The sequence below is a fragment of the uncultured Bacteroides sp. genome (assembly GCF_902472605.1).
In the GTDB taxonomy this organism is placed as follows: domain Bacteria; phylum Bacteroidota; class Bacteroidia; order Bacteroidales; family Bacteroidaceae; genus Phocaeicola.
On the sequence record NZ_CABROP010000022.1, the window covers coordinates 30,200 to 51,071 of the forward strand.

Genomic DNA, 20,872 nt, shown 5'->3' on the forward strand with positions numbered 1-20,872 from the left:
ATGCATTATAAGTTAACAATCAGCCCTACAGACAAGACCTTGTTCATAGGATAGTTCTTACCACCTTCTGCAGTATAGGTATTGGAAGTAAATATAGCTTCCGGGTCAAACATACCTTTCAGTTTGGTGAAAGTCAACAAATTTTCGCCAGAGAAGAATACCTGTACTTTCTGCAAAGCCAATTTCTTCACCCATACGTCAGGCAATGTATAACTCAATGTAAGATTCTTCAATCTGCAATATGCTGCATTCTGCAAATAACGGTCGGTAGGCTGTGTATTTTTATTCTGGAAAGGCGCTACTCCACCCGCACTATTAATATAAGGTTTCGGATAATAAGCACCCGGATTATCCGGACGCCAATAGTCCATGTGTTCCTTGAATACTGTAACCTGTGCAAAAGAGCTGGAACCCCAGAAATAAACACCGCTTGGATTCCAATCACGTTTGCCTACTCCCTGGAACATCAAACTCAAACTCAATCCTTTCCAGCTGATTGACCCATTCACGGTATATTGGTAACGAGGGGTAGTGTTACCGATGACGGTCATATCACCCATATTACCCAAGATGTTACTTCCACGGTCTATAATTTTTCTTCCATCTTCCCCCACTTTTCCATCAAGATCTACATATTTCACGTCTCCTGGCTCCCAAAGTTTTCCACTAAAGTAGGTCATGTCATACGCTTTATTATATGCATCGGCTTCTTCTTGCGTCTGTATCAATCCATCCGTACGATACCCCCATATTTCTCCGTAGGTTTTACCTGCATACCAAGTGTTTGCGGGATCATTTTCTTTTGACGAATATTGCATAACTTTAGTCACTGCATCCGAAATAGATCCACCAATACTATAATCAATATCACTACCAATCTTACCTCTATAGTTTAACGATAATTCCCATCCTCTGTCACGCAAATTGGCGTTGTTTTCCTGAGGAGCATCCGCACCAAACATATCGGGAAACTCATGTCCACGTCCCAACATATCTTTCGTATCTCGCTGGAAAATATCCAGAGTTCCCGTCAAGGCATTGCCAAAGAAGCCAAAGTCAAGACCGATATTCTTACTTTCCACCTTCTCCCATGTAGTATTGGGATTTACTACGGCCGGAGGATTCGTGTACATGTGACGCCCGTCACTAAATATATAGTTGCCCAAACTGTTATTGATACTCATTGTAGAAGCAAATGTATACAATGCCGCATTGGCTTGATTACCCAACAATCCATAAGAAACTCTTAGTTTCAGATTTGACAAGAATCCTTCGGCCTTCTGCATGAATTTTTCACGATGAATATTCCATCCCAATGATACGGAAGGGAAAAATCCCCATCTGCTGTGACTGGCAAAACGTGAAGAACCGTCATAACGTCCGTTCACTTCCACAAGGTATTTTCCGTCGAAATCATAATTGATACGACCGAAGAATCCTCGTGTAGCCCATCCGTTACGCGTATCCACCACAATCTTATCACCCGTACCCATACTGACATTTGGATTAGCTGTAGAATACAGCCCGGTAATCGAATTCTTCATCCAGCTAAAATCATTGTTTTCTTCCTGGTAACCAGCCATAACTGTAAAGTTATGCTTATCAGCCAATGAAAACATGTAGTTGGTATAAAGATTGATACTCTGATATCTTGTATTGGCATACGCACGCGTAAACTGACCGTCAGCTGATACCCCCAATTCAGAACGCGCCACCTTAGTCAACGTCACACCATCTTGTTCATAAATGTATGGAGCTACATTTAAAGCCTCATACTCCATATTCTCTTGTTTATAAGTATAATCAAAGAAAATAAACCAATTCTTGACTGGCTGGAACTCCAGTCCTGTAGTAAAGTTGAAACGGTCATTCTGTGTATCCGTATATGTTCCACTTTGCAAATAAGGCACCATTGACAATTCTGTGAAATGTCCATTTGGATCTATAGGAGATACTGTAGGACGAAAACGCGCCAAGCTATGATAAAAACCTTCCGACAGACCTCCATCAAGAGATACTCCATTTACTGTTCCCTGATTGAATGGCGTTTTATTGTCCGAATGCATGAATTTGGTATTGAATTTCACCTTCATCCATTTGGTCAGTTCAGAAGTGATATTTGCATTCACCGTATAGCGGGCATAATCCATATCCGCATACCTCAATATACCATCTTCGTTATAATAACCTGCAGAAACATAATACTGGGCCTTCTTATTGCCACCACTGAAACTTAAATTGTGACTTTGCTTGAAACTGAAGTTTTTGTAATGCAAATCAAAATAATCCGTGTTACCCAAACCAAGTTCTGAGTTCTCAAAGGCCGCATTCAATGATTGTCCGGGTTTCAAATCAGCCCAGGGATTCATACTTGAAGGATCTCTCATATACTGTTCAAGCTGGGCTATTTTCTCTGCTGAATAGGCACGACCACCCGCTCCCGCATTATTTACTCCATCATTCCAGAATTTCACAAAGTCAAGTGAGTTAACCATATCAGGTAATACAGTAGGTGTACTCCACCCTACGGTCCCCTGATAATTTGCACGCATTTTTCCTTCCTTACCTTTTTTGGTAGTAACCAAAATCACACCGTAAGCAGCACGTGCTCCATAAATAGAACAAGCAGCAGCATCCTTCAATACTGAAATATTTTCTATATCATTAGGATTTACATCGGATAATTCCATTTCCACTCCATCTACCAATATATATGGAGAAGCATTCCCCGACAAATTACCTTGCCCACGCAAAGTCAACGTACCTGTAGCACCTGGTCTACCTGAACTATTATTACTTACCGTCAATCCCGGCACCATACCCTGCAAACCTTGTGTAGCATCTGCAATAGGACGAGTTTCAAAAGCATCTCCTTTTACAGAAGAAACAGCACCAGTAAGATTTACCTTCTTTTGAACGCCATAACCTACCACTACAATTTCATCAAGCTCTTCCGTATTACTCTTTAAGGTAATTCTAAGGTCTGTACCATTCCATACAGCTTCCACGTTCTTATAACCGACAAAAGAAATGACAATCACATCTCCCTTTTTTACATTTGGAATGGAAAAATTACCATCCAAGTCGGTTATAGTTCCATTGGAAGTTCCCTTCACCAAAACCGAGGCTCCAATTATACTTTCACCGGTTTCATCTAAAACCACTCCTTTACATTGGTTTTCTTGTTGAGGTGCGTACATCCTCACTGCTTCCGAGTGAGTTTCGGCATGAACGTAACCCACCGAAAATCCTGACAACAGCATCGTTATTGCCAAGAGTTTAAACTCTGTTCTTTTCATAATTTGATTTTAGGTTAATGCAATATAATTTACTACATGGCCCAAAGATATTTATTTTATATTAATATCACAACAAATAATTAAATATATTTCAAATTAATCTTTCATTTAATGTTCATTCTTTATTTACAAAACATTTGTAATAAAGAAAACTAACAATATTCTATACACTATTTGCACGATTCAGAAACAAATCGTACCTTTGAATGAGAGTATTAATCAGACAAACACCTTGTCATTACCTAAAACATCCATTGTTATGAAAATGAATCATTATGCAAAATGCATGGCTGCCGGATTATTGTGCACTTTCATGTACGGAACTTTATCAGCACAAGAAGCAGACTTTGATCTTTCGTCCCAGCGTTCTGAAAAGCAGGACGTACGAGCTGTACCGGGGAAAAAGATAGACCATCAGGGACTTATCATTAACCCTACGCCTCATCAATTAAAAGTAAACAAAGAGAATACCTGCCCCATTTTACAAGGTATTAACCTGAAAGACAAGCAGCATAAATTTTCAGCTTATCTGGATTTCCTGCCTACGAATAAAAAGGGTGTCAAGCTTACCATTGATTTCGGACCCAAAGCAGCTCGTAAAGCCCAGGTAAAAGAAGTCTCCGGAGCTTACTCCCTAATTATCAACCCAAAAGAAATTATCCTCACCGGATACGATGCACGAGGAGCTTTCTATGGCATCCAGACCTTGAAACAACTGACCGAAAGTCCGGTCGCTTCCCAAGGTACGCTGCCCTGCATGGAAATCAACGATTATCCGGACTTGCCCAACCGCGGTGTGGTGGAAGGTTTCTACGGCACGCCCTGGTCACATGAAGTTCGCCTGTCGCTGATTGACTTCTACGGAAAGTTCAAAATGAATACCTATTTATATGGTCCTAAAGACGACCCTTACCACAGCTGCCCGAACTGGCGTCTGCCCTATCCGGAAAAAGAAGCACAGCACATCAAGGAACTGGTAGATGCCAGCAACCGGAATTATGTAGACTTTGTGTGGGCCATTCATCCGGGACAGGACATCAAATGGAATGAAGAGGATTATCAGAACCTGATCAACAAGTTCAACTGGATGTACGACTTGGGAGTCCGTCATTTTGCCATCTTCTTCGACGATATTTCGGGCGAGGGTACCAACCCACTGAAGCAAACGGAATTGCTGAACCGTCTGACTGAAGAGTTCGTGAAGGTAAAAGGAGATGTGTCTCCGCTGACCGTCTGCCCGACCGACTACTCCAAACTTTGGGCCAATCCGACCGAAAAAGGCAGCCTGGCCATTTACGGAAAAACCCTGAATCCTGAAATCAAGGTGTTCTGGACAGGTGACGTGGTATGTAGTGACCTGACACCCGAAACCCTCGACTTCATCAACTCCCGTATCAAACGTCCGGCTTACTATTGGTGGAACTATCCGGTGACCGACTACATCCGTAACTTCCTGCTCCAGGGACCGGTCTATGGACTGGATACCAGCCTGACAGCCCAGGAGACTTGCGGCGTGATCAGCAATCCGATGGAACACGGTGAAGCCTCCAAGCTGGCCTTATATGGAGTGGCCGACTACGCTTGGAACATCGCCGACTACAACGCCATTGACAACTGGGAACGGGGACTGGCCGAACTGGTACCCGATGCCACTGATGCATATCGCACCTTCGCCATCCACTCCAGTGATACCGAAAACGGATACCGGCGGGATGAATCGTGGGAAACAAAGACTTTCCGCATTGCCGACTGGAACGATGCGGCAGCCAACGCCTTGGAAGAAGAATTCAAGAAAGTAGAGAGTGTTCCTGCACGCATGGAAAACGGTTGCCAGAACAAAGCGTTGCTCAATGAACTCCGGCCTTGGCTGACAGAATTCGGAAAACTGGGTACACGCGGCAAGCAAGCCATCGAACTGGCCCGTATATACCGTTCCGGTCAGGACGATGCGCTTTTCTGGACGAAATACATACAAAACATCATGACGGCGGAAGACCGGAAAAACTACGAAGCCCACAAGTCGGGCACACTGAAGCTTCAGCCGTTCTATGAGTATGCAATGGACGACATGGCACACGGATACCTGAAGAAACTTTCGGGGAAGGTACCCAACGACTACAAAGGTATCGGCTCTTTCAGCAGTGCGCATACCGTACAAACCAAACTGATGTTCGACAATGATTCTACAACTTTCTATACTTCCGGAATCGCTCAAAAGCCGAACGACTGGATTGGAGTAGACTTGCGCGACGTACGTGATGTGACGGAAATCTCCATTCTTCAAGGAAGAAATTCCAAAGACGATGTGGACTATTTTGACCATGCCGTAGTGGAATGTTCTGCCGATGGACAAAACTGGAAAGCACTCACCGGCGAGCTGAACCAGCAATACATCATCCACTGGCAGGGGGCTCCGGAAAAAGCACGCTACGTCCGCCTGAAACGACTGGATTCCAAACGCACCAATTATGCTTCTGTCCGCTCGTTCGATGTAAACCCACTCCGTCCGGACAATCTTGGCTTTACGCTTGAGGCGGATACACTGAGCAAAGCGGTTTATGCTTTCGACAACAATCTCTCCACCTCTTACCAAAGCACAAAAGTGATTGCGTTCGAAGTGAACAAGGATGTCAAAGCCTACACCTTACTGATGAACCAGTTGTCTGCCCCGATAAAATGCGTGCAGCTGGACAAAAAAAGCAAGATACTGTCTGAAACCATGATTGAAACTCCTTATGCAAGAATCGAACTGGCCGACAAGAATGTCTGTCAGATTCGTCTGGAAGGAAAGGCAGAAATCTTTGAAATTGTGCCGATTAACTGATAAAAAACGAGTCATAAAAAACGCCCTTGCGTTTCTACCCAAACGCAAGGACGTTTCAAGTAAAACGTAAGGGCGTTTAAGGGAAAACGCAAAGGCGTTTTGAATCAAACGCAAGGACATTTTGACCAAAACGCCCTTGCGTTTTTTTTCGTCTTATTTTATCACCCGGAAATAGTCCAGTTTACGCAGTTTTGCCGGAGCGGGTTCTCCGTCGGGATAGCCCAACGCAAGGGCACCGATACCCATCAACCCTTCGGGAAGTCCCCATTCTTCCATCAGCTGCTTGCCTTCTTCTGTGGCAAACATCTCGCGTTCCCGGTGAATCCAGCAACTGCCCAATCCTAAGGCATGTGCTGCCAACATCATGTTTTCCAACACGCAACTGCCGTCCTGTACCGGATTGTTGGCCAATGAAGGCACAAAAACCAGCACGTAAGTAGGCGCATCGTAATAAGGATTGGAAGTAACTCCCATGATTTCCGCATTCATCTTAGCCAGCTTGGCCAACACTTCTTTTTTCTGTACAGCCACAATATAAGGCGACTGCATACCGCGTGAAGTCGGAGCATAAGTACCTGCTTCGAGCACAGCCTTCAACTCTTCATCCGTAATCTGTTCCGGTTTATACTTGCGGCAACTGCGCCGTGTTTCAATGACCTTCAAAAAATCTTTTTCCATATCGATACATTTATTGATGGTTACTTAATTCCTTTCTTTATACTGAATCAGCGTTTTTTCTTGGACAAAAGCGTGGTCACAGCAGTCTGCATCAAGTGATTGCGTACGTCGGTGTTTTCCACACATTCCAAGGGGAAACCCAATACAAAGGTACGGTAATCTTCTCCACGATATACGGTTCCTACCCCATAATTTCCCTTGGTATACACAAAAGATGAATAGGCCCCAGCTGCAGGCAGCACACATTCCATGGAAGGAACGGCATAAACCGTTTCATTAGCTCCCCCTTCTACCTGGAACTGTACCCCTGCTCCCTGCAAAGAAGAGGAAGTCTGGTTACTGAAACGACCGCCATACATGCACTTCAGCACATCCTTGCCAAAGTCTCCCTTTTGCAAATTTGCTCCCCACGCAGAACCGCTCACCAGCAAACGTCCGCCCTGTCGGCAGTAACGGGTAAGAGCTTCCTGCATAGCCGAAGAGAAGGATTTGGGATCGGCTCCACAAATCAAATCTACCATGTCATACAGACTCAGGTCTGTACTTCCACTCTCCAAAGTTTCGTCACTACAGGAAACGAACGAATAGCGTCCGGCCCGTTGAATGGCCTTGCCATGCACAAACACATAATCATAGGTATTTCCCGCAATCAATTTTCCTTCTAAGGCATTGTCACTGACTCCCAGCCCGTCACCAGTCTCCAGTCCCGCTTTGTCGCGATTGAATCCTTGCTGGTAGCCGCAATAAGCAGGAGTCTGCCCGTAAGGAATGCCCGGGTCCGACTTCAGGTCAAAGCCCTGCAGCAAAGCCGAGTTGACTTCCGCCGGACCAGAGGTAGCATCGAATCCGTTCACAATCAGCAACGTGCCTTTGCTTCGTTTGGCCTTATAGGCCGACAAAATTTCCGAAGGGAAACTTTCTCCTCCCTTGTTGACGGCCGTCACCTTGAAACTGTACACCAGTCCCGGTTCGACTTTCACCGTGTATTCCGGTTTGCGTACATATACTCCGTTGTCAAATCCGCCGTAACCGATACGGGTATAGACGATATAACCCTGCGGTTTGGCCGTAGGCTCCATCACATCCTCTACCGGATTCCAGTTCAGAGTAAAAGTATTTTTCTTCTTTCCTTCCCGGATGGCAAAATGATTCACCGGAAGCGGTTGCACCACATAGTCGGTACCGTGCATGGTAGAAAGATATTTCAAAATGGATTTATAGACTGAACGTCCCACCGTAAACTTGAAATCGGGATTGTGTCCCCACTGCATATCGGCAAAGTTCTGATGGGAGAGCAATTCCAGAATCATGGAAGGCACTGCCGGCAGACGGGTCTCGCTGTAGTTCCGGTTCCACATGCTCCGCCGGGCCCACTGCACCCCAAAACGAGAAGCGATGTCCCGCTGCAATCCTGTCAGCACCATGTCTGTCAGGTCGCGCGACGCATAACGAGAGATACCGCAATTCAGTTTCCCGTCGTTGAAGTCAGTCGTATAAATGCCTAATGAACCCACCAGTTCATCATCCGTTTTGAACCCCGCATCGCTGTGCAATCCCAGCGTCATTTCAAACGGCACCTTCAATCCCTCTTCCGAAGGATTGTACACCGACCCGCCACTCAGGTAGTTCACCATCAGCGAACGAGCATTGATATCGTCATTGTAATCATTTTCTCCCTGGCTCTTGCTGTACACCACATAAGGCATGCCGGCCCATTGTGCCCAATAGCGTGCCCCTTCCAGGTAACGGGGCACTCCACTCACCTGTCCGCCACGGACAATGTTTCCCATGCCGCCGCCAAAACGGACTGCATCGGCACAGACCACTCCCTTTTGGGAGCTCTCGTTGCTCAGCACCACCATGCCGTAATCGTTCCGGCCTTTGTCGAACTCAAAGGTACCCAAATACACCCAGGTACCTCCCCCCATCTGCTGGTTCACCTTGAACTCAGTAACTCCTCCGTTGTGGAAGACCAAGTATTTAGCATCCGACACGCTTTCCGGCAGTGTCTGATAACTGACATACACCGCATATTTTCCTTTTTCCGGGATGTTGGGAATCCATTCGGCAAAAGCCTTTTCCGGCTGGTTTTGGGTCGCAATGTACCTCGCCGTACCATCCTTGAAAGGATTATAGTTATCCGGATACTGCTGATACTTTTGAGCAAATCCCGGCTGACCCGTATCCTTCCACGTATATTTTTTGTATTCCACTTCCAGATAATGGCTACCCGGCGTACAAGTGTTATTATCCACAATCACCTCGTGCCGCTGCCAGTCGCGTTCACGCGGAGTGAAAACTACGGCTCCAGCATTTTCCAGCATCGGAATCAGATACGGTACCACAAACGATTGGGTAAACAAATCTTCCGTAGTGCAGAACAAGCGCGGACGCTGCCAACGCCATTCATCCCGGTCGTTCCGATACACCTTTCCATGACTTTGCCACACGGCCACATGCCGTCCTTCCAATCCCCGGCTGATTTCAAACGGACGCGACACATTGGTCACCCACGGGTTTCCTTTCGCCTCCAGTTTACCGTACAAGCGAGTCTTGTCCTGTTTCTTCCGGAACGCATTAGGCACCAGGTCCTCAATCAGCTTTCCGTCTGCATACACTTGCAGGGTATAATAATTTACCGGCCCCGGAAGCGACTGCTTTAACAAACGATAGATGGCCGATACATTCTCTTCCGTAAACGGCTGGTAACCAAAAGTCGGATTGGCATACACGCGCAATACCTTCTTTTCATGTTCCAGCTCCATGCGTTCCAGCTTACACTTGCCGATATTCGCATACGAAGTCTCATAATTGGCAAAAAAATCCTTCAGACGCTGCTCCGTGGTCTGCTCCAGACTTTGTCCAAACACTGTCCCTGCCATACAAAGACAGCCCAGCAGAAAAATAGCAATTTTTTTCATCTCTATTCTATAGAACCGGCACAAAGGTAACAAAATCTCACAGATTCTTTTCATCCTTACCTTACGAAAAAAGCCGTCCGGCATCTTCCGACACCGAACGGCTTTCTTATAATTTTCACCTACCGTGATTAGTTGTTTTCCGGACGAAGTTTACGTACAGTCACAGCAGTCTGCCACATTTCGCTTTCACGCAATGCTTTCAATTCTGCATTCAGTTTTTCACGATAATCCGGCTGAGAGTTGCTGTCGATAGAAATCTGAGCTTCATGACCGCATTTTACACTCTGATACAGTTTCTGCATTACCGGTTTGATGGCATCGTGGAACGGACCCATCCAGTCGAGGGCACCACGCTGTGCGGTAGTAGAGCAGTTTGCATACATCCAGTCCATACCATTCTTTGCAAACAACGGCATCAGTGACTGAGTCAGCTCTTCTACAGTTTCGTTGAAAGCTTCAGACGGAGTATGTCCGTTTTCACGGAGCACTTCATACTGTGCCAACAGCAATCCCTGGATAGCTCCCATCAAAGAACCACGTTCACCAGTCAAGTCGGAAGTAGCTTCACGCTGGAAAGTAGTTTCGAACAGGTAACCTGAACCGATACCGATACCCAATGCAATGGTACGGTCGTATGCCTTACCGGTAGCATCCTGGTAGATCGCATAAGAAGAGTTCAAGCCACGTCCTTCCAGGAACATAGTACGCAAAGAAGTACCTGAACCTTTCGGAGCCACCATGATGACATCGATGTCTTTAGGAGGAACTACGCCAGTACGGTCATTCCAAGTGATGGCGAAACCATGAGAGAAATACAAAGCCTTTCCTGCAGTCAAGCACGGTTTGATAGTCGGCCATACAGAGATCACTGCGGCATCTGACAACAGACACATGATGATAGTGGCTCTCTTGCAAGCTTCTTCAATGCTGAACAAAGTTTCTCCCGGAACCCATCCATCAGCGATTGCTTTTTCAAAAGTCTTGCCCTGACGCTGTCCGACAATGACGTTAAAACCGTTATCGCGCAAGTTCAATGACTGTCCCGGTCCCTGTACACCGTAACCGATTACAGCAATGGTTTCATCTTTCAATACTTCACGTGCTTTTTCCAATGGAAATTCTTCGCGAGTGATTACATTTTCAATCACACCGCCAAAATTCATTTTTGCCATAGTTTTTACAATCTTTTTACGCAGCCTTTCGGCTGCAAGTTGATATACTAATTTAATCTCTAAAAATCACTTTACTTCGAACAACCACTTCCGTGCCGTTCTTTTTCACTTCCACATCATATTCATTTTCTCCGGTCTGCTCCTGGAAGAAGCTCAACGTATCGCCGTAATAACTTTCGGCCACATAAGCCATCTCAAACCGGTGGACCTGTTTCTTTCGGAACATTTCCATAGGGAACAAATCCAGAATATGTTCAATGTATTTGATGCTGTTCACATGCCCGTTCAGGTCAATGTCACTATACTTCACCCGATACTCTCCCATCGCCTGCGGATGTGTCACCTTGATACGTCCCGGCTTGTCAATCGGACAGTCTTTCTGACACACATAGTCCACAATCGAACCTCCGTGCAATGTCAGCAAATCGGCCGGCTTACGCGTTTCCATGCTGATCATCGCCCAGATGGAACGGGCGTATCCAATAGGCTTCCCATCCTTGTTCAGAATGGCAAAGTTACGGTCTGTAAACAGGCGGTACACATTCTCCACCCAAGTCTGTATGGTAAAGTGTTCGTAGGCATGCGGCATTTCTTCCATCTCAATTGCCAGACGTGAAAGCACCCACGTGTAATGATTCTCATTCAGCGTAGCGATGCCAAATCCTCTGTCTGCCGCATGGAAGCCGGCACAGTTCAGCAAATGATTGCCCAACACCCCCATTGTCAGCCGCTCCATGAAATCCACATGAAACGGTTCGGCCACAAACGGATAACTACCTACTTTACTTTCTTCTGCCATACATTCACTTTTTTTGGTTGCGATATCTTTCTTCACGATGTGCCAGGTATTCGTTCACCCGTTCAAAACAACTGGTAGAAACGGCAATACGACCAGAACGCACAAACTGGAGCACACAATTCAACTGTTTCAGTTCCTGATAGAGTGAGGTGATATCTGCACTCATTCCCACCATTTCCACGATCGAGAAAGTCGGATTGACTTCCACGATATGGGCACTGTAACGGCGAATCACCTTGGATGCTTCCGGATTCGACTGAAATTCAGGAGTGGACACCTTATACATCGCCACTTCACGCTGGAAGATTTCCTTGTCCGTGAAATAATGTGCCTGAATCACATCCATTTTCTTTTCTATCTGTGTCACCACCTTGCCAATCACATCTGGAGTGGTCCAGCAAGTAATGGTGTATTTATGTACTCCCTTGATGGAAGAAGCCGACACATTCAGACTCTCGATGTTGATCTGGCGACGGGTAAACACTGCGGTAATCTGGTTCAAAATACCGGCAATATTCTCTGAATGAACAATGATTGTATATAATGTTTTATTATCCATATTCTTCCTCCTTCTCCTCTCAACATTCCATTAACATATAGTTGACCGAACTTCCCGGAGGTGTCATCGGCAACACATTTCCTTCTTCTATCACGCATACCTCCAGCAAGAAAGCGCCGTCGGTCGACAACATTTCCTGAATACCGTCGTTCAATTCCTCACGATTCATCACACGGCGTGAGGCAATTCCGTAAGCCGATGCAATCTGCATGTAGTCAGGATTCATCATCGGGGTGAAAGAATAGCGGCGGTTGAAGAACATGGCCTGCCACTGACGCACATTGCCCAGGTAATTATTATTCAGCAGGATAATCTTGACCGGCGACTTCTGTTCCATAATTGTACCCAGTTCCTGCATGGTCATCTGCAAACCGCCATCTCCCATAAAGGCACATACTGTACGGTCCGTACGGCCGAATGTGGCTCCAATAGCGGCCGGCAAACAGAATCCCATCGTTCCCATACCGCCGGAAGTGACAATGCTACGAGGCTTGCTAAATTTAAAGTAACGGCAAGCCATCATCTGATTCTGACCGACATCAGTTACCAGGATAGCTTCGTTGTGAGTGGCCTCACTCACCGCATTCACGACTTCACCCATATTGATAGGTCCCTCTTTCGGGAACACTTCCTTTTCGATGACCTGCGTGTATTCTTTTTCTTCATACGGTTTGAAGCTGGCAATCCACTCTTCGTGCTTATGCGGCTGAATTAGTTCGGTGAGCAGTGCAAGTGTCCGTTTGCAGTTACCCAAAATCGGCACATCTACCGGTACATTCTTCCCGATTTCCGACGGGTCTACATCCAGATGAATCACCTTGGCTTGTTTGGCATAGGTTTCCAACTTACCGGTTACACGGTCATCAAAACGCATACCCACTGCAATCAACACATCGCATTCGTTGGTCTTCACATTCGGTCCCAGGTTTCCGTGCATACCCAACATTCCTTTGTTCAAAGGATGATTGCTTGGCAATGCCGACAACCCCAGTAATGTACATCCGCAAGGGATATCTGCCTTTTCCACGAATTCTTTCAGTTCCTGCTGCGCATTTCCCAGTTCTACACCCTGACCTACCAGTACCAGCGGACGCTTAGCTTCATTGATTAAAGCCACAGCCTCAGCCACAGCTTTTGAATCGGTTTCCGGATCTGGGTCGTAACTACGGATAAAATCCAAATCCACTGGTTCATAGTCTGTCATTTCCGTCTGCGCATTCTTGGCAAAATCCAATACGACAGGTCCCGGTCGTCCACTCCGTGCGATGTAAAACGCCCGGGCAACCGCCCAAGCCACATCCTCCGCACGACGTATCTGATAGCTCCACTTGGAAATAGGCTGTGTAATGCCCACCAAGTCGACTTCCTGAAACGCATCCGTACCCAGCAGAGAAGCTCCTACCTGACCGGCAATCACCACAATCGGCGTACTGTCAATCATGGCATCAGCGATACCGGTAATTGTATTGGTAGCGCCCGGTCCACTTGTTACCAGACAAACTCCTACTTCTCCCGATACACGGGCAAAACCCTGAGCCGCATGCGCAGCTCCTTGTTCATGACGAACCAAAATGTGGTTCAATTTGTCGCGATGGTCATACAACGCATCGAACACCGGCATGATGGCACCTCCCGGATAGCCGAAGAGTGTTTTGACCCCTTCATGCTCCAACGAGCGCATCAACGCTTCTGAACCTGATATCTTTTCTTTACTCATAAGCTTCTCCTTATTCTACAATTCTCACTCCACCTTTATCTGCCGAGCTCACCATGCTGGCGTATGCCTTCAATGCCTTTGAAACCTTGCGGTCGCGGGTCACCGGCGTCATCGGACGCTGGGCCAGTTCTTCGTCAGAAAGTCTCACATTGATAGAACGGTTAGGAATGTCTATTTCAATGATGTCACCATCTACAATCTTACCGATGTTGCCTCCGGCTGCGGCTTCCGGAGAAATATGCCCGATGCTCAAGCCAGAAGTTCCTCCACTGAAACGTCCGTCGGTAATCAAAGCACATTCCTTACCCAAATGCTTGGATTTAATATAAGAGGTAGGATACAGCATTTCCTGCATACCCGGACCTCCTTTCGGACCTTCGTGAGTAATGACTACCACGTCACCGCTGACTACTTTTCCACCCAAGATACCTTCACAGGCAGCTTCCTGCGAATCGAACACCTTGGCCGGGCCTGAGAACTTCCAGATACTTTCATCCACTCCGGCAGTTTTCACTACGCAACCGTCTTGAGCGATATTTCCTTTCAATACGGCCAGTCCGCCATCCTTGCTGTACGCGTGCTGCAAGTCACGGATACATCCGTTGGCACGGTCAGTATCCAACTCCTTGTAGGTGGCGTTCTGTGCCCCTAACTGGATACAGAATTTACCGCCCGGTGCACTTGAATAAATACGCTGTGCTTCTGCATCTACATCCGGACGACAGATATTGTATTTGGCAATGGCTTCTGCCAATGTGGAACCGTCCACCCGATGTACGGTAGTATCCAACAGTCCCCCTTTGGCCAGTTCGCCCAAAATATTCAAAATACCTCCCGCACGGTTCACATCCTGAATGTGATATTTCTGTGTATTGGGAGCCACCTTGCAAAGACAAGGTACACGACGTGACAGCATGTCAATGTCGTCCATCTTGAAATCCACTTCCGCTTCGTGAGCCACCGCCAACAAGTGAAGCACCGTATTGGTAGAACCACCCATGGCAATGTCGAGGGTCATGGCATTCAGAAATGCCTCACGAGTTGCAATGCTGCGCGGCAACACGCTGTCGTCTCCTTCTTCATAATATTTATATGCGTTCTTCACAATCAGGGCCGCTGCATCCTTGAACAACTGCTTGCGATTGGCATGAGTAGCCAGAATCGTACCGTTACCCGGCAAAGCCAGTCCGATAGCTTCATTCAAACAGTTCATCGAATTGGCGGTAAACATACCTGAGCAACTTCCGCAACCCGGACACGCATGGCGTTCAATTTCGGCTACATCCTCATCACTCACGGTCGTATCGGCCGACTTAATCATGGCATCAATCAAATCCAGATGCTGTCCGCCCCACTCTCCGGCTTCCATCGGTCCACCTGACACGAACACCGTCGGAATATCCAATCGCATGGAAGCCATCAGCATTCCCGGTGTAATCTTATCACAGTTGGAAATACATACCATGGCATCTGCCTTATGTGCATTCACCATATATTCTATGCTGTCGGCGATGATATCACGCGAAGGCAAAGAATACAGCATCCCGTCATGCCCCATCGCGATTCCGTCGTCGATGGCAATGGTGTTGAACTCAGCCGCAAAGCATCCCAGCTTCTCAATCTCTGCCTTCACCTGCTGACCAATCTCATGCAAGTGTGTATGACCGGGTACAAACTGCGTAAAAGAGTTCACTATTGCGATGATTGGTTTTCCCATCATCTCCTTTTTCATTCCATTGGCCACCCACAGTGCTCTGGCGCCTGCCATACGGCGGCCTTCGGTACTCATCGAACTACGTAACTGATGTTTCATTTTCATCTCTCTTTTCAATTAAAAAGCCTCTCTCAACACTTGGTGAGAAAGGCTTTCTACAATATCATTTTCATATCATTACATACACGAACCTTTCTCACCTCTTGGTGCCACGACCAGGACGCGAATAATATGCAGGACTGCCAAGTTCACGGATGTGTGTAATGTAATCATATTTGTTATCTCTTGTTTTATTACAGCTGCAAAGGTAAAGGCTTTTTTGTAACATGCAAATAAAATGACACTTTTTTTTCAAATAAATTATTATTCGTAAGAAACAATACGTTTTTCTTGTCAGTTTATCATCCAATATAAAATTTGCCCCTTCTAATCAGACCACCCTTAACTTTCAGATAAACACACAGTTCCACCTTGCCACATTATACCATAATATATAATAGGATATACTATATTAATAAGGTATATTAAACCCTTTTTTGTTTATTAATTACTTTTTGGATAATTCATTTTATTTCTTTTACGAGCATCAATCATTATTCTTTTTAATATGTACAGGTTTTATATAAAAAACTTTTGTGTAATAATGTTTTTTTATATCTTTGTCCCCAGTAAAATTCAACATCAAAACAACTAAAGCTATGAAACATTTTGGAAAATTGCTTTTAGGTGCTTGCACCGTATTAACTTTAACCTGTACACCGGCTCAAATGCTTGCACAGAGCCTTTCTCCTTCCACTCAATGGGAATGGAATAAAGGTACCATCGTTATCAAAACTCCTGAACGTCCGGCCGGACAAGAATGTGCACTCGGACTGACTGTTCCTAAAATGAATGTAGTCCGCGTAGGTTTCGTGGGACTGGGTATGCGTGGTCCGGGAGCTGTAGAACGCTTCACCTACATTGCCGGTACCAAAATCGTAGCTTTGTGTGATTACGAAAAAGACCGTGCTGAAAGATGCCAAAAACTCCTTCAGAAAGCTTGTCTGCCCGAAGCTGCCATCTATTCAGGTGCAGAAGGCTACAAAGCACTCTGCGAACGCGATGACATCGACTTGGTATACATCGCAGCCGACTGGGACCATCACTTCCCTATTGCCAAATATGCCATGGAACATGGTAAGAACGTAGCCATCGAAGTACCGTCTGCCATGAACTTGGAACAGTGCTGGGAGCTCATCAACTTGTCAGAAAAGAACCGCAAGCACTGCATGATTCTGGAAAACTGCTGCTATGACTGGTTTGAAATGAATACCCTGAACATGGCACAACACGGTGTGTTCGGTGAAGTAATTCGCGCACAAGGAGCTTACATCCACAACCTGGATGATTTCTGGCCTTATTACTGGAAAAATGGGAAAGAAGACAAATTGGGCTGGCGTCTGCGTTACAACAAGGAAAACCGCGGCGACGTATACGCTACTCACGGCCTTGGCCCTGTAGCTCAAGCACTCGACATTCACCGTGGCGACCGTATGACTACCTTGGTTGCTATGGATACGAAATCTGTACACGGTAAGGCATTGGTAGAAAAAGCAACTGGTGAACCTTGCAAAGAATTCCGCAACGGTGACCACACCACTACCCTGATTCGCACCGCCAACGGAAAAGTCATCGAAATCCAGCACGATGTGATGAACCCGCAACCTTATAACCGCTTGTATCAGTTGACTGGAACAAAAGGTTTCGCCAATAAATATCCGATTGAAGGTTATGCAGTAGATGCCAATCAGATGAAAGCTTCTGGCGTACAGCCGAAGGTAGACAACCTGAGCTCTCACTCATTCCTTCCGGAAAAAGAAATGCAGGCATTGGTCGACAAATACCAGCACCCGATTCTGAAGAAATACGGTGAAATGGCCAAAGAAGTAGGTGGACACGGAGGTATGGACTTCATCATGGACAGCCGTTTGGTATACTGTCTGCAGAATGGACTGCCATTGGATATGGATGTATACGACTTGGCTGAATGGTGCTCACTGGCAGAACTGGGAGCCATTTCCATGGACAACGGCTGTGCAGCAGTTGCATTCCCGGACTTTACTCGCGGACACTGGAACGATGTAAAAGGATTCCACCATGCATTTGCCACTCCGGAAGAAGAAGCAGCTACTGAACTGACTGCCGAAACTGCTACTCTTGCTCTCAAAGCTCAGGGTATGAAAGAATGGTTGGCTAAGTCAAAGAAAGCCGATGTAAAGAAAGAAGAAGTAGAATCACACATCCAGCAGCTTTCAGAGCAACTGGACAAGACTCAGAAAAAAGCCAATGGTACTGAAAGCAAGGAACTGAAAGAAGCCGTAAAACAAGCTGAAAAGATGTTGAAACAGGCTCAGAAACTGCTGAAATAACTAAGGTATTAGTCTTCCATACAATTCACAAAGAAAGGCTGTCTTCCTCCCCCGAAGACAGCCTTTTATCTTGACCATTGGTCATTTTCTTTTCCGCCGTATGGTTTTCCGAATCGTCCCCGACACACTCAATACCGGCAGATAGATAAAGATACCGATAACCGACATCACCAGTCCGCCGATGGTTCCGGCGGCCAGCGGGAACCAGAACGGGGTCTTGTCACCTATCATGAACGGCACGAAACCGAGGATGGTCGACATCACCGTCAGGAAGATGGGAATGACCTTCACGTTCCAGGCCTTGGTATAGGCCCTCAGCGGTGACAGTCCCGGGAAATTCCTGCGGATGGCATTATACTCGTTCAGGATGTAGATGCTTGCGTTCACCGTAATGCCGCACAACAGCACGAAGGAAGCGAAACCTCCCTGGTCGAAGTTCAGGCCGAACAGATAGAACGTGAGGAACACGCCGATATACGACACCGGAATCACGAAGATGATGGCCAGCGGCTGGCTCAGCGAGTTGAAGAGGATGGCCGAAATGAAGAAGATGATGGAAATGACAATCAGCAACAGGAAATACTGACTGTGGTCTTCCTTCCCCCAGCTCCAGTAGGCACTATCACTCTCCACGGTATACCCCATCGGAAGGCGCTTCCGGAGGGTATCGATGTCCTTCTCCAGCAGTTTCTTGCCCTGTTCCGACGAGCCGATGTACTCATATTGCAGGCAGAGCCTGTACTGCTGGTTCTCCTTGGCCACCTGTTTCGGGGCCTGCCCTTTCGCCAGCACGGCCAGGTCGGAGAGCTTGTACTGCTTGTCCTTCACCAGGAACGGCACCGACATGAAAGCCCATACATCATAGTCCCGGCTCTGGGCGGACGACAGCCGCAGATACTCCACGCCGTTGTCGTAAAGGATGCTGCCCGCCAGCTGGTCACGCATGAATACCGGACGCAACACCGCAAACAGGTCGTAGGCCGTCAGGTTCTCCTCCGCCATCCTGCGCTTGTCAAACTCCAGATAGAACTCCGTATAGTCGTCCTTCCACCACGAGAACTCCGAACTGACGGTCACCTCCTTGATGCGGCGGTGGGAAAGCAGCAGCTTCTTCATCTCCTCCGCCCAGCGGCCCAGCTCGTCGTAGTTGTATCCGTACATCTTCACGCGGAAGCTGCCGGCACTCTCCCGCACGTCGTTGCTGAAGCCCTGGTCCTGCAGCCCGTACACGCTCCAGCTTCCACCGCCCAGGGTCAGCGACTTGCTCACCACGTCCGACTTCAGCACATAGGGAAAACCCGTATGGCTGTACTCCTTCTTGAAGAACACCTGGATGCTCGCCCGGCGCGCATTGTACACCGATGTCTGGAACTGGCGTATCTCCTTGAACCCGCTCAGGTAGGTCTCCATCTTCTTGATCAGCACGTTCATCTGCTCCAGCGTACTGCCGTTGGGCAGGGTGGCGTTGATATACAGCACCACCTCGCTCTCGTCACGGTTGAAGTAGCTGCCGTCGTACACCTTCTCGGCAAAGAGACGGAGAGAACCGCCCAGCACCTTGTCCACTACAGGCTTGATGTCTTCCCGGTAGGTCGTATTGTCGAAAATCTTATTATACCATTCCGCCCATGCCCCCTTCTGCTCCGCGTCCTCTATCTTCTCCGGAAGCATGAACACCGGAAGTCCGAAACCGAGCACCAGCAGAAGGAAGGCGACCGCCCGATAGCGGCTCAGCAGCACGATCATCCCCCGGTAAAAGCGGGTGAAATGCACGGCCCCCCGCTTCACCCACAGCCGCGGATGCGCCGGCTTTCCCCTTTGCAGACCGATTTTCTCTATCATCGGAGGCACAAAGAACAGGGCCACCAGCAGCGAGATGCCCAGGTTGACAATCACCACCGCCGCAAAGTCCTGCAGGTTCAGGCGTATCTTCTCGTCGAGGAAGAAGATGATGACCAGCGCCCCGATGGTGGTCAGCGTGGCCGCCAGCACCGACATGAACGCCTTCAGGTTGCGCCTTCTCAGAATATGGTCGGTCATGACGATGATGTTGTCTATCACCAGGTTCAGCGAGATGGTGATGCCCGCCAGCGAATAAAGCTGAATTTCCAGCCCCAGCGCATAATACAGGATGACGGCCACGGCAATGTTCACCGCCAGCCCGGCCACTATCAGGAAAAGATACCGCAGGTTGCGCGTAATCACCGCCACGAACAGCAACAGGATCAGCACGGTGATTCCCGTACGGAAATAAATCGTGTCCAATTCCTTCGAGATGTATTCCGTGGCATCATAGCCCGTATGGATTTCGTACCCGGCCGGCATCACGGCCTCCGCTTCGGCTATCACCTTCCTGACCTTCTCCGCCAGGGCCAGCTGGTTGGCCGTTTCCGAGGCGGTGACGGACAGATACACCGAGTTCAGCCCGTTGATGCGGTAGTACGATGTGGGCTCCTCCTCCGTGCGCGTCACCCTGACCAGCCGGTCCAGCGGCACCATGCTCCCGTCGGCCGCCTTCACCGCAATTTCCGAGGGGACAAACCCCTCCGGACTGCCTTCGGTGGTACGCACCAGCCGTATCCATTCCGTCCCGCGGGCCGTCTCCAGCTCACAAATCCCCAGAAACTCACGGCCGTACCTTTCCTCAATGGCGGTCAGGATATCCTGTACCCCCACCCCGATGCGCTCCAGCTGCACATTGTCGTACACGATGCGCCACTCCATGGGCGTGGCACCGCTCAGCTCCACCTTATACACTCCGTCCAATGCCGCAACCAGCGG

Annotated in this window: 11 protein-coding genes; 2 read left to right on the forward strand and 9 right to left on the reverse strand. The window is 47.7% G+C overall.

What is annotated here, in order from left to right; translation table 11 throughout:
- Positions 1-5 precede the first annotated feature (5 nt).
- Complete coding sequence (locus RDP42_RS06800) at positions 6-3,200, reverse strand: TonB-dependent receptor (RefSeq protein WP_308763086.1); 3,195 nt, start codon at positions 3,198-3,200, stop codon at positions 6-8.
- 358 nt (positions 3,201-3,558) lie between these two features.
- On the opposite strand from RDP42_RS06800, the gene RDP42_RS06805 reads away from it, so the two are divergent.
- Positions 3,559-6,123, forward strand: coding sequence for a beta-N-acetylglucosaminidase domain-containing protein (locus RDP42_RS06805; RefSeq protein WP_308763080.1), 2,565 nt, complete (start codon positions 3,559-3,561; stop codon positions 6,121-6,123).
- 153 nt (positions 6,124-6,276) lie between these two features.
- On the opposite strand, the gene RDP42_RS06810 is transcribed toward RDP42_RS06805, so the two are convergent.
- From RDP42_RS06810 to ilvD, 7 genes are all read right to left on the reverse strand, one after another.
- Positions 6,277-6,801: a nitroreductase gene (locus tag RDP42_RS06810; protein ID WP_308763081.1), complete on the reverse strand. Its 525-nt coding sequence runs from the start codon at positions 6,799-6,801 to the stop codon at positions 6,277-6,279.
- 47 nt (positions 6,802-6,848) lie between these two features.
- Complete coding sequence (locus RDP42_RS06815; protein ID WP_374046933.1) at positions 6,849-9,722, reverse strand: xanthan lyase; 2,874 nt, start codon at positions 9,720-9,722, stop codon at positions 6,849-6,851.
- Between the two features lie 128 nt (positions 9,723-9,850).
- Positions 9,851-10,894 (reverse strand): ketol-acid reductoisomerase, encoded by a 1,044-nt coding sequence (gene ilvC / locus RDP42_RS06820; RefSeq protein WP_148330716.1) that lies wholly within the window; start codon positions 10,892-10,894, stop codon positions 9,851-9,853.
- Positions 10,895-10,946: 52 nt separating this feature from the next.
- The gene (locus RDP42_RS06825; RefSeq protein WP_204476352.1) at positions 10,947-11,693 is read right to left on the reverse strand and encodes an acyl-[acyl-carrier-protein] thioesterase; all 747 of its coding nucleotides are present in this window, start codon (positions 11,691-11,693) and stop codon (positions 10,947-10,949) included.
- A 4-nt stretch (positions 11,694-11,697) separates the two neighbouring features.
- Positions 11,698-12,252 (reverse strand): acetolactate synthase small subunit, encoded by a 555-nt coding sequence (gene ilvN, locus RDP42_RS06830; RefSeq protein WP_204479205.1) that lies wholly within the window; start codon positions 12,250-12,252, stop codon positions 11,698-11,700.
- Between the two features lie 19 nt (positions 12,253-12,271).
- Positions 12,272-13,969, reverse strand: a complete 1,698-nt coding sequence (ilvB, locus tag RDP42_RS06835; RefSeq protein ID WP_308763082.1) for a biosynthetic-type acetolactate synthase large subunit — start codon at positions 13,967-13,969, stop codon at positions 12,272-12,274.
- 10 nt (positions 13,970-13,979) lie between these two features.
- Positions 13,980-15,782 carry a dihydroxy-acid dehydratase gene (ilvD, locus tag RDP42_RS06840; protein ID WP_308763083.1) on the reverse strand — a complete coding sequence of 601 codons (1,803 nt, stop codon included), beginning with the start codon at positions 15,780-15,782 and terminating at the stop codon, positions 13,980-13,982.
- 599 nt (positions 15,783-16,381) lie between these two features.
- Between ilvD and RDP42_RS06845 the strand changes: the two genes are divergently transcribed.
- Entirely contained in the window at positions 16,382-18,091 is a 1,710-nt protein-coding gene (locus RDP42_RS06845) for a Gfo/Idh/MocA family oxidoreductase (RefSeq protein WP_374046934.1), read from the forward strand.
- Positions 18,092-18,172: 81 nt separating this feature from the next.
- Here RDP42_RS06845 and RDP42_RS06850 read toward each other — a convergent pair.
- A partial coding sequence (locus RDP42_RS06850; RefSeq protein WP_308763084.1) for an efflux RND transporter permease subunit occupies positions 18,173-20,872 on the reverse strand: 2,700 nt, incomplete at its 5' end.

What these genes read in the sequence shown, in the direction of transcription:
- RDP42_RS06800 (WP_308763086.1), bottom strand. Translation starts at nt 3,200, where the DNA reads ATGTACGCACCTCAACAAGAAAACCAATGTAAAGGAGTGGTTTTAGAT.
- RDP42_RS06805 (WP_308763080.1), top strand. Translation starts at nt 3,559, where the DNA reads ATGAAAATGAATCATTATGCAAAATGCATGGCTGCCGGATTATTGTGC.
- RDP42_RS06810 (WP_308763081.1), bottom strand. Translation starts at nt 6,801, where the DNA reads ATGGAAAAAGATTTTTTGAAGGTCATTGAAACACGGCGCAGTTGCCGC.
- RDP42_RS06815 (WP_374046933.1), bottom strand. Translation starts at nt 9,722, where the DNA reads ATGAAAAAAATTGCTATTTTTCTGCTGGGCTGTCTTTGTATGGCAGGG.
- ilvC (WP_148330716.1), bottom strand. Translation starts at nt 10,894, where the DNA reads ATGGCAAAAATGAATTTTGGCGGTGTGATTGAAAATGTAATCACTCGC.
- RDP42_RS06825 (WP_204476352.1), bottom strand. Translation starts at nt 11,693, where the DNA reads ATGGCAGAAGAAAGTAAAGTAGGTAGTTATCCGTTTGTGGCCGAACCG.
- ilvN (WP_204479205.1), bottom strand. Translation starts at nt 12,252, where the DNA reads ATGGATAATAAAACATTATATACAATCATTGTTCATTCAGAGAATATT.
- ilvB (WP_308763082.1), bottom strand. Translation starts at nt 13,969, where the DNA reads ATGAGTAAAGAAAAGATATCAGGTTCAGAAGCGTTGATGCGCTCGTTG.
- ilvD (WP_308763083.1), bottom strand. Translation starts at nt 15,782, where the DNA reads ATGAAACATCAGTTACGTAGTTCGATGAGTACCGAAGGCCGCCGTATG.
- RDP42_RS06845 (WP_374046934.1), top strand. Translation starts at nt 16,382, where the DNA reads ATGAAACATTTTGGAAAATTGCTTTTAGGTGCTTGCACCGTATTAACT.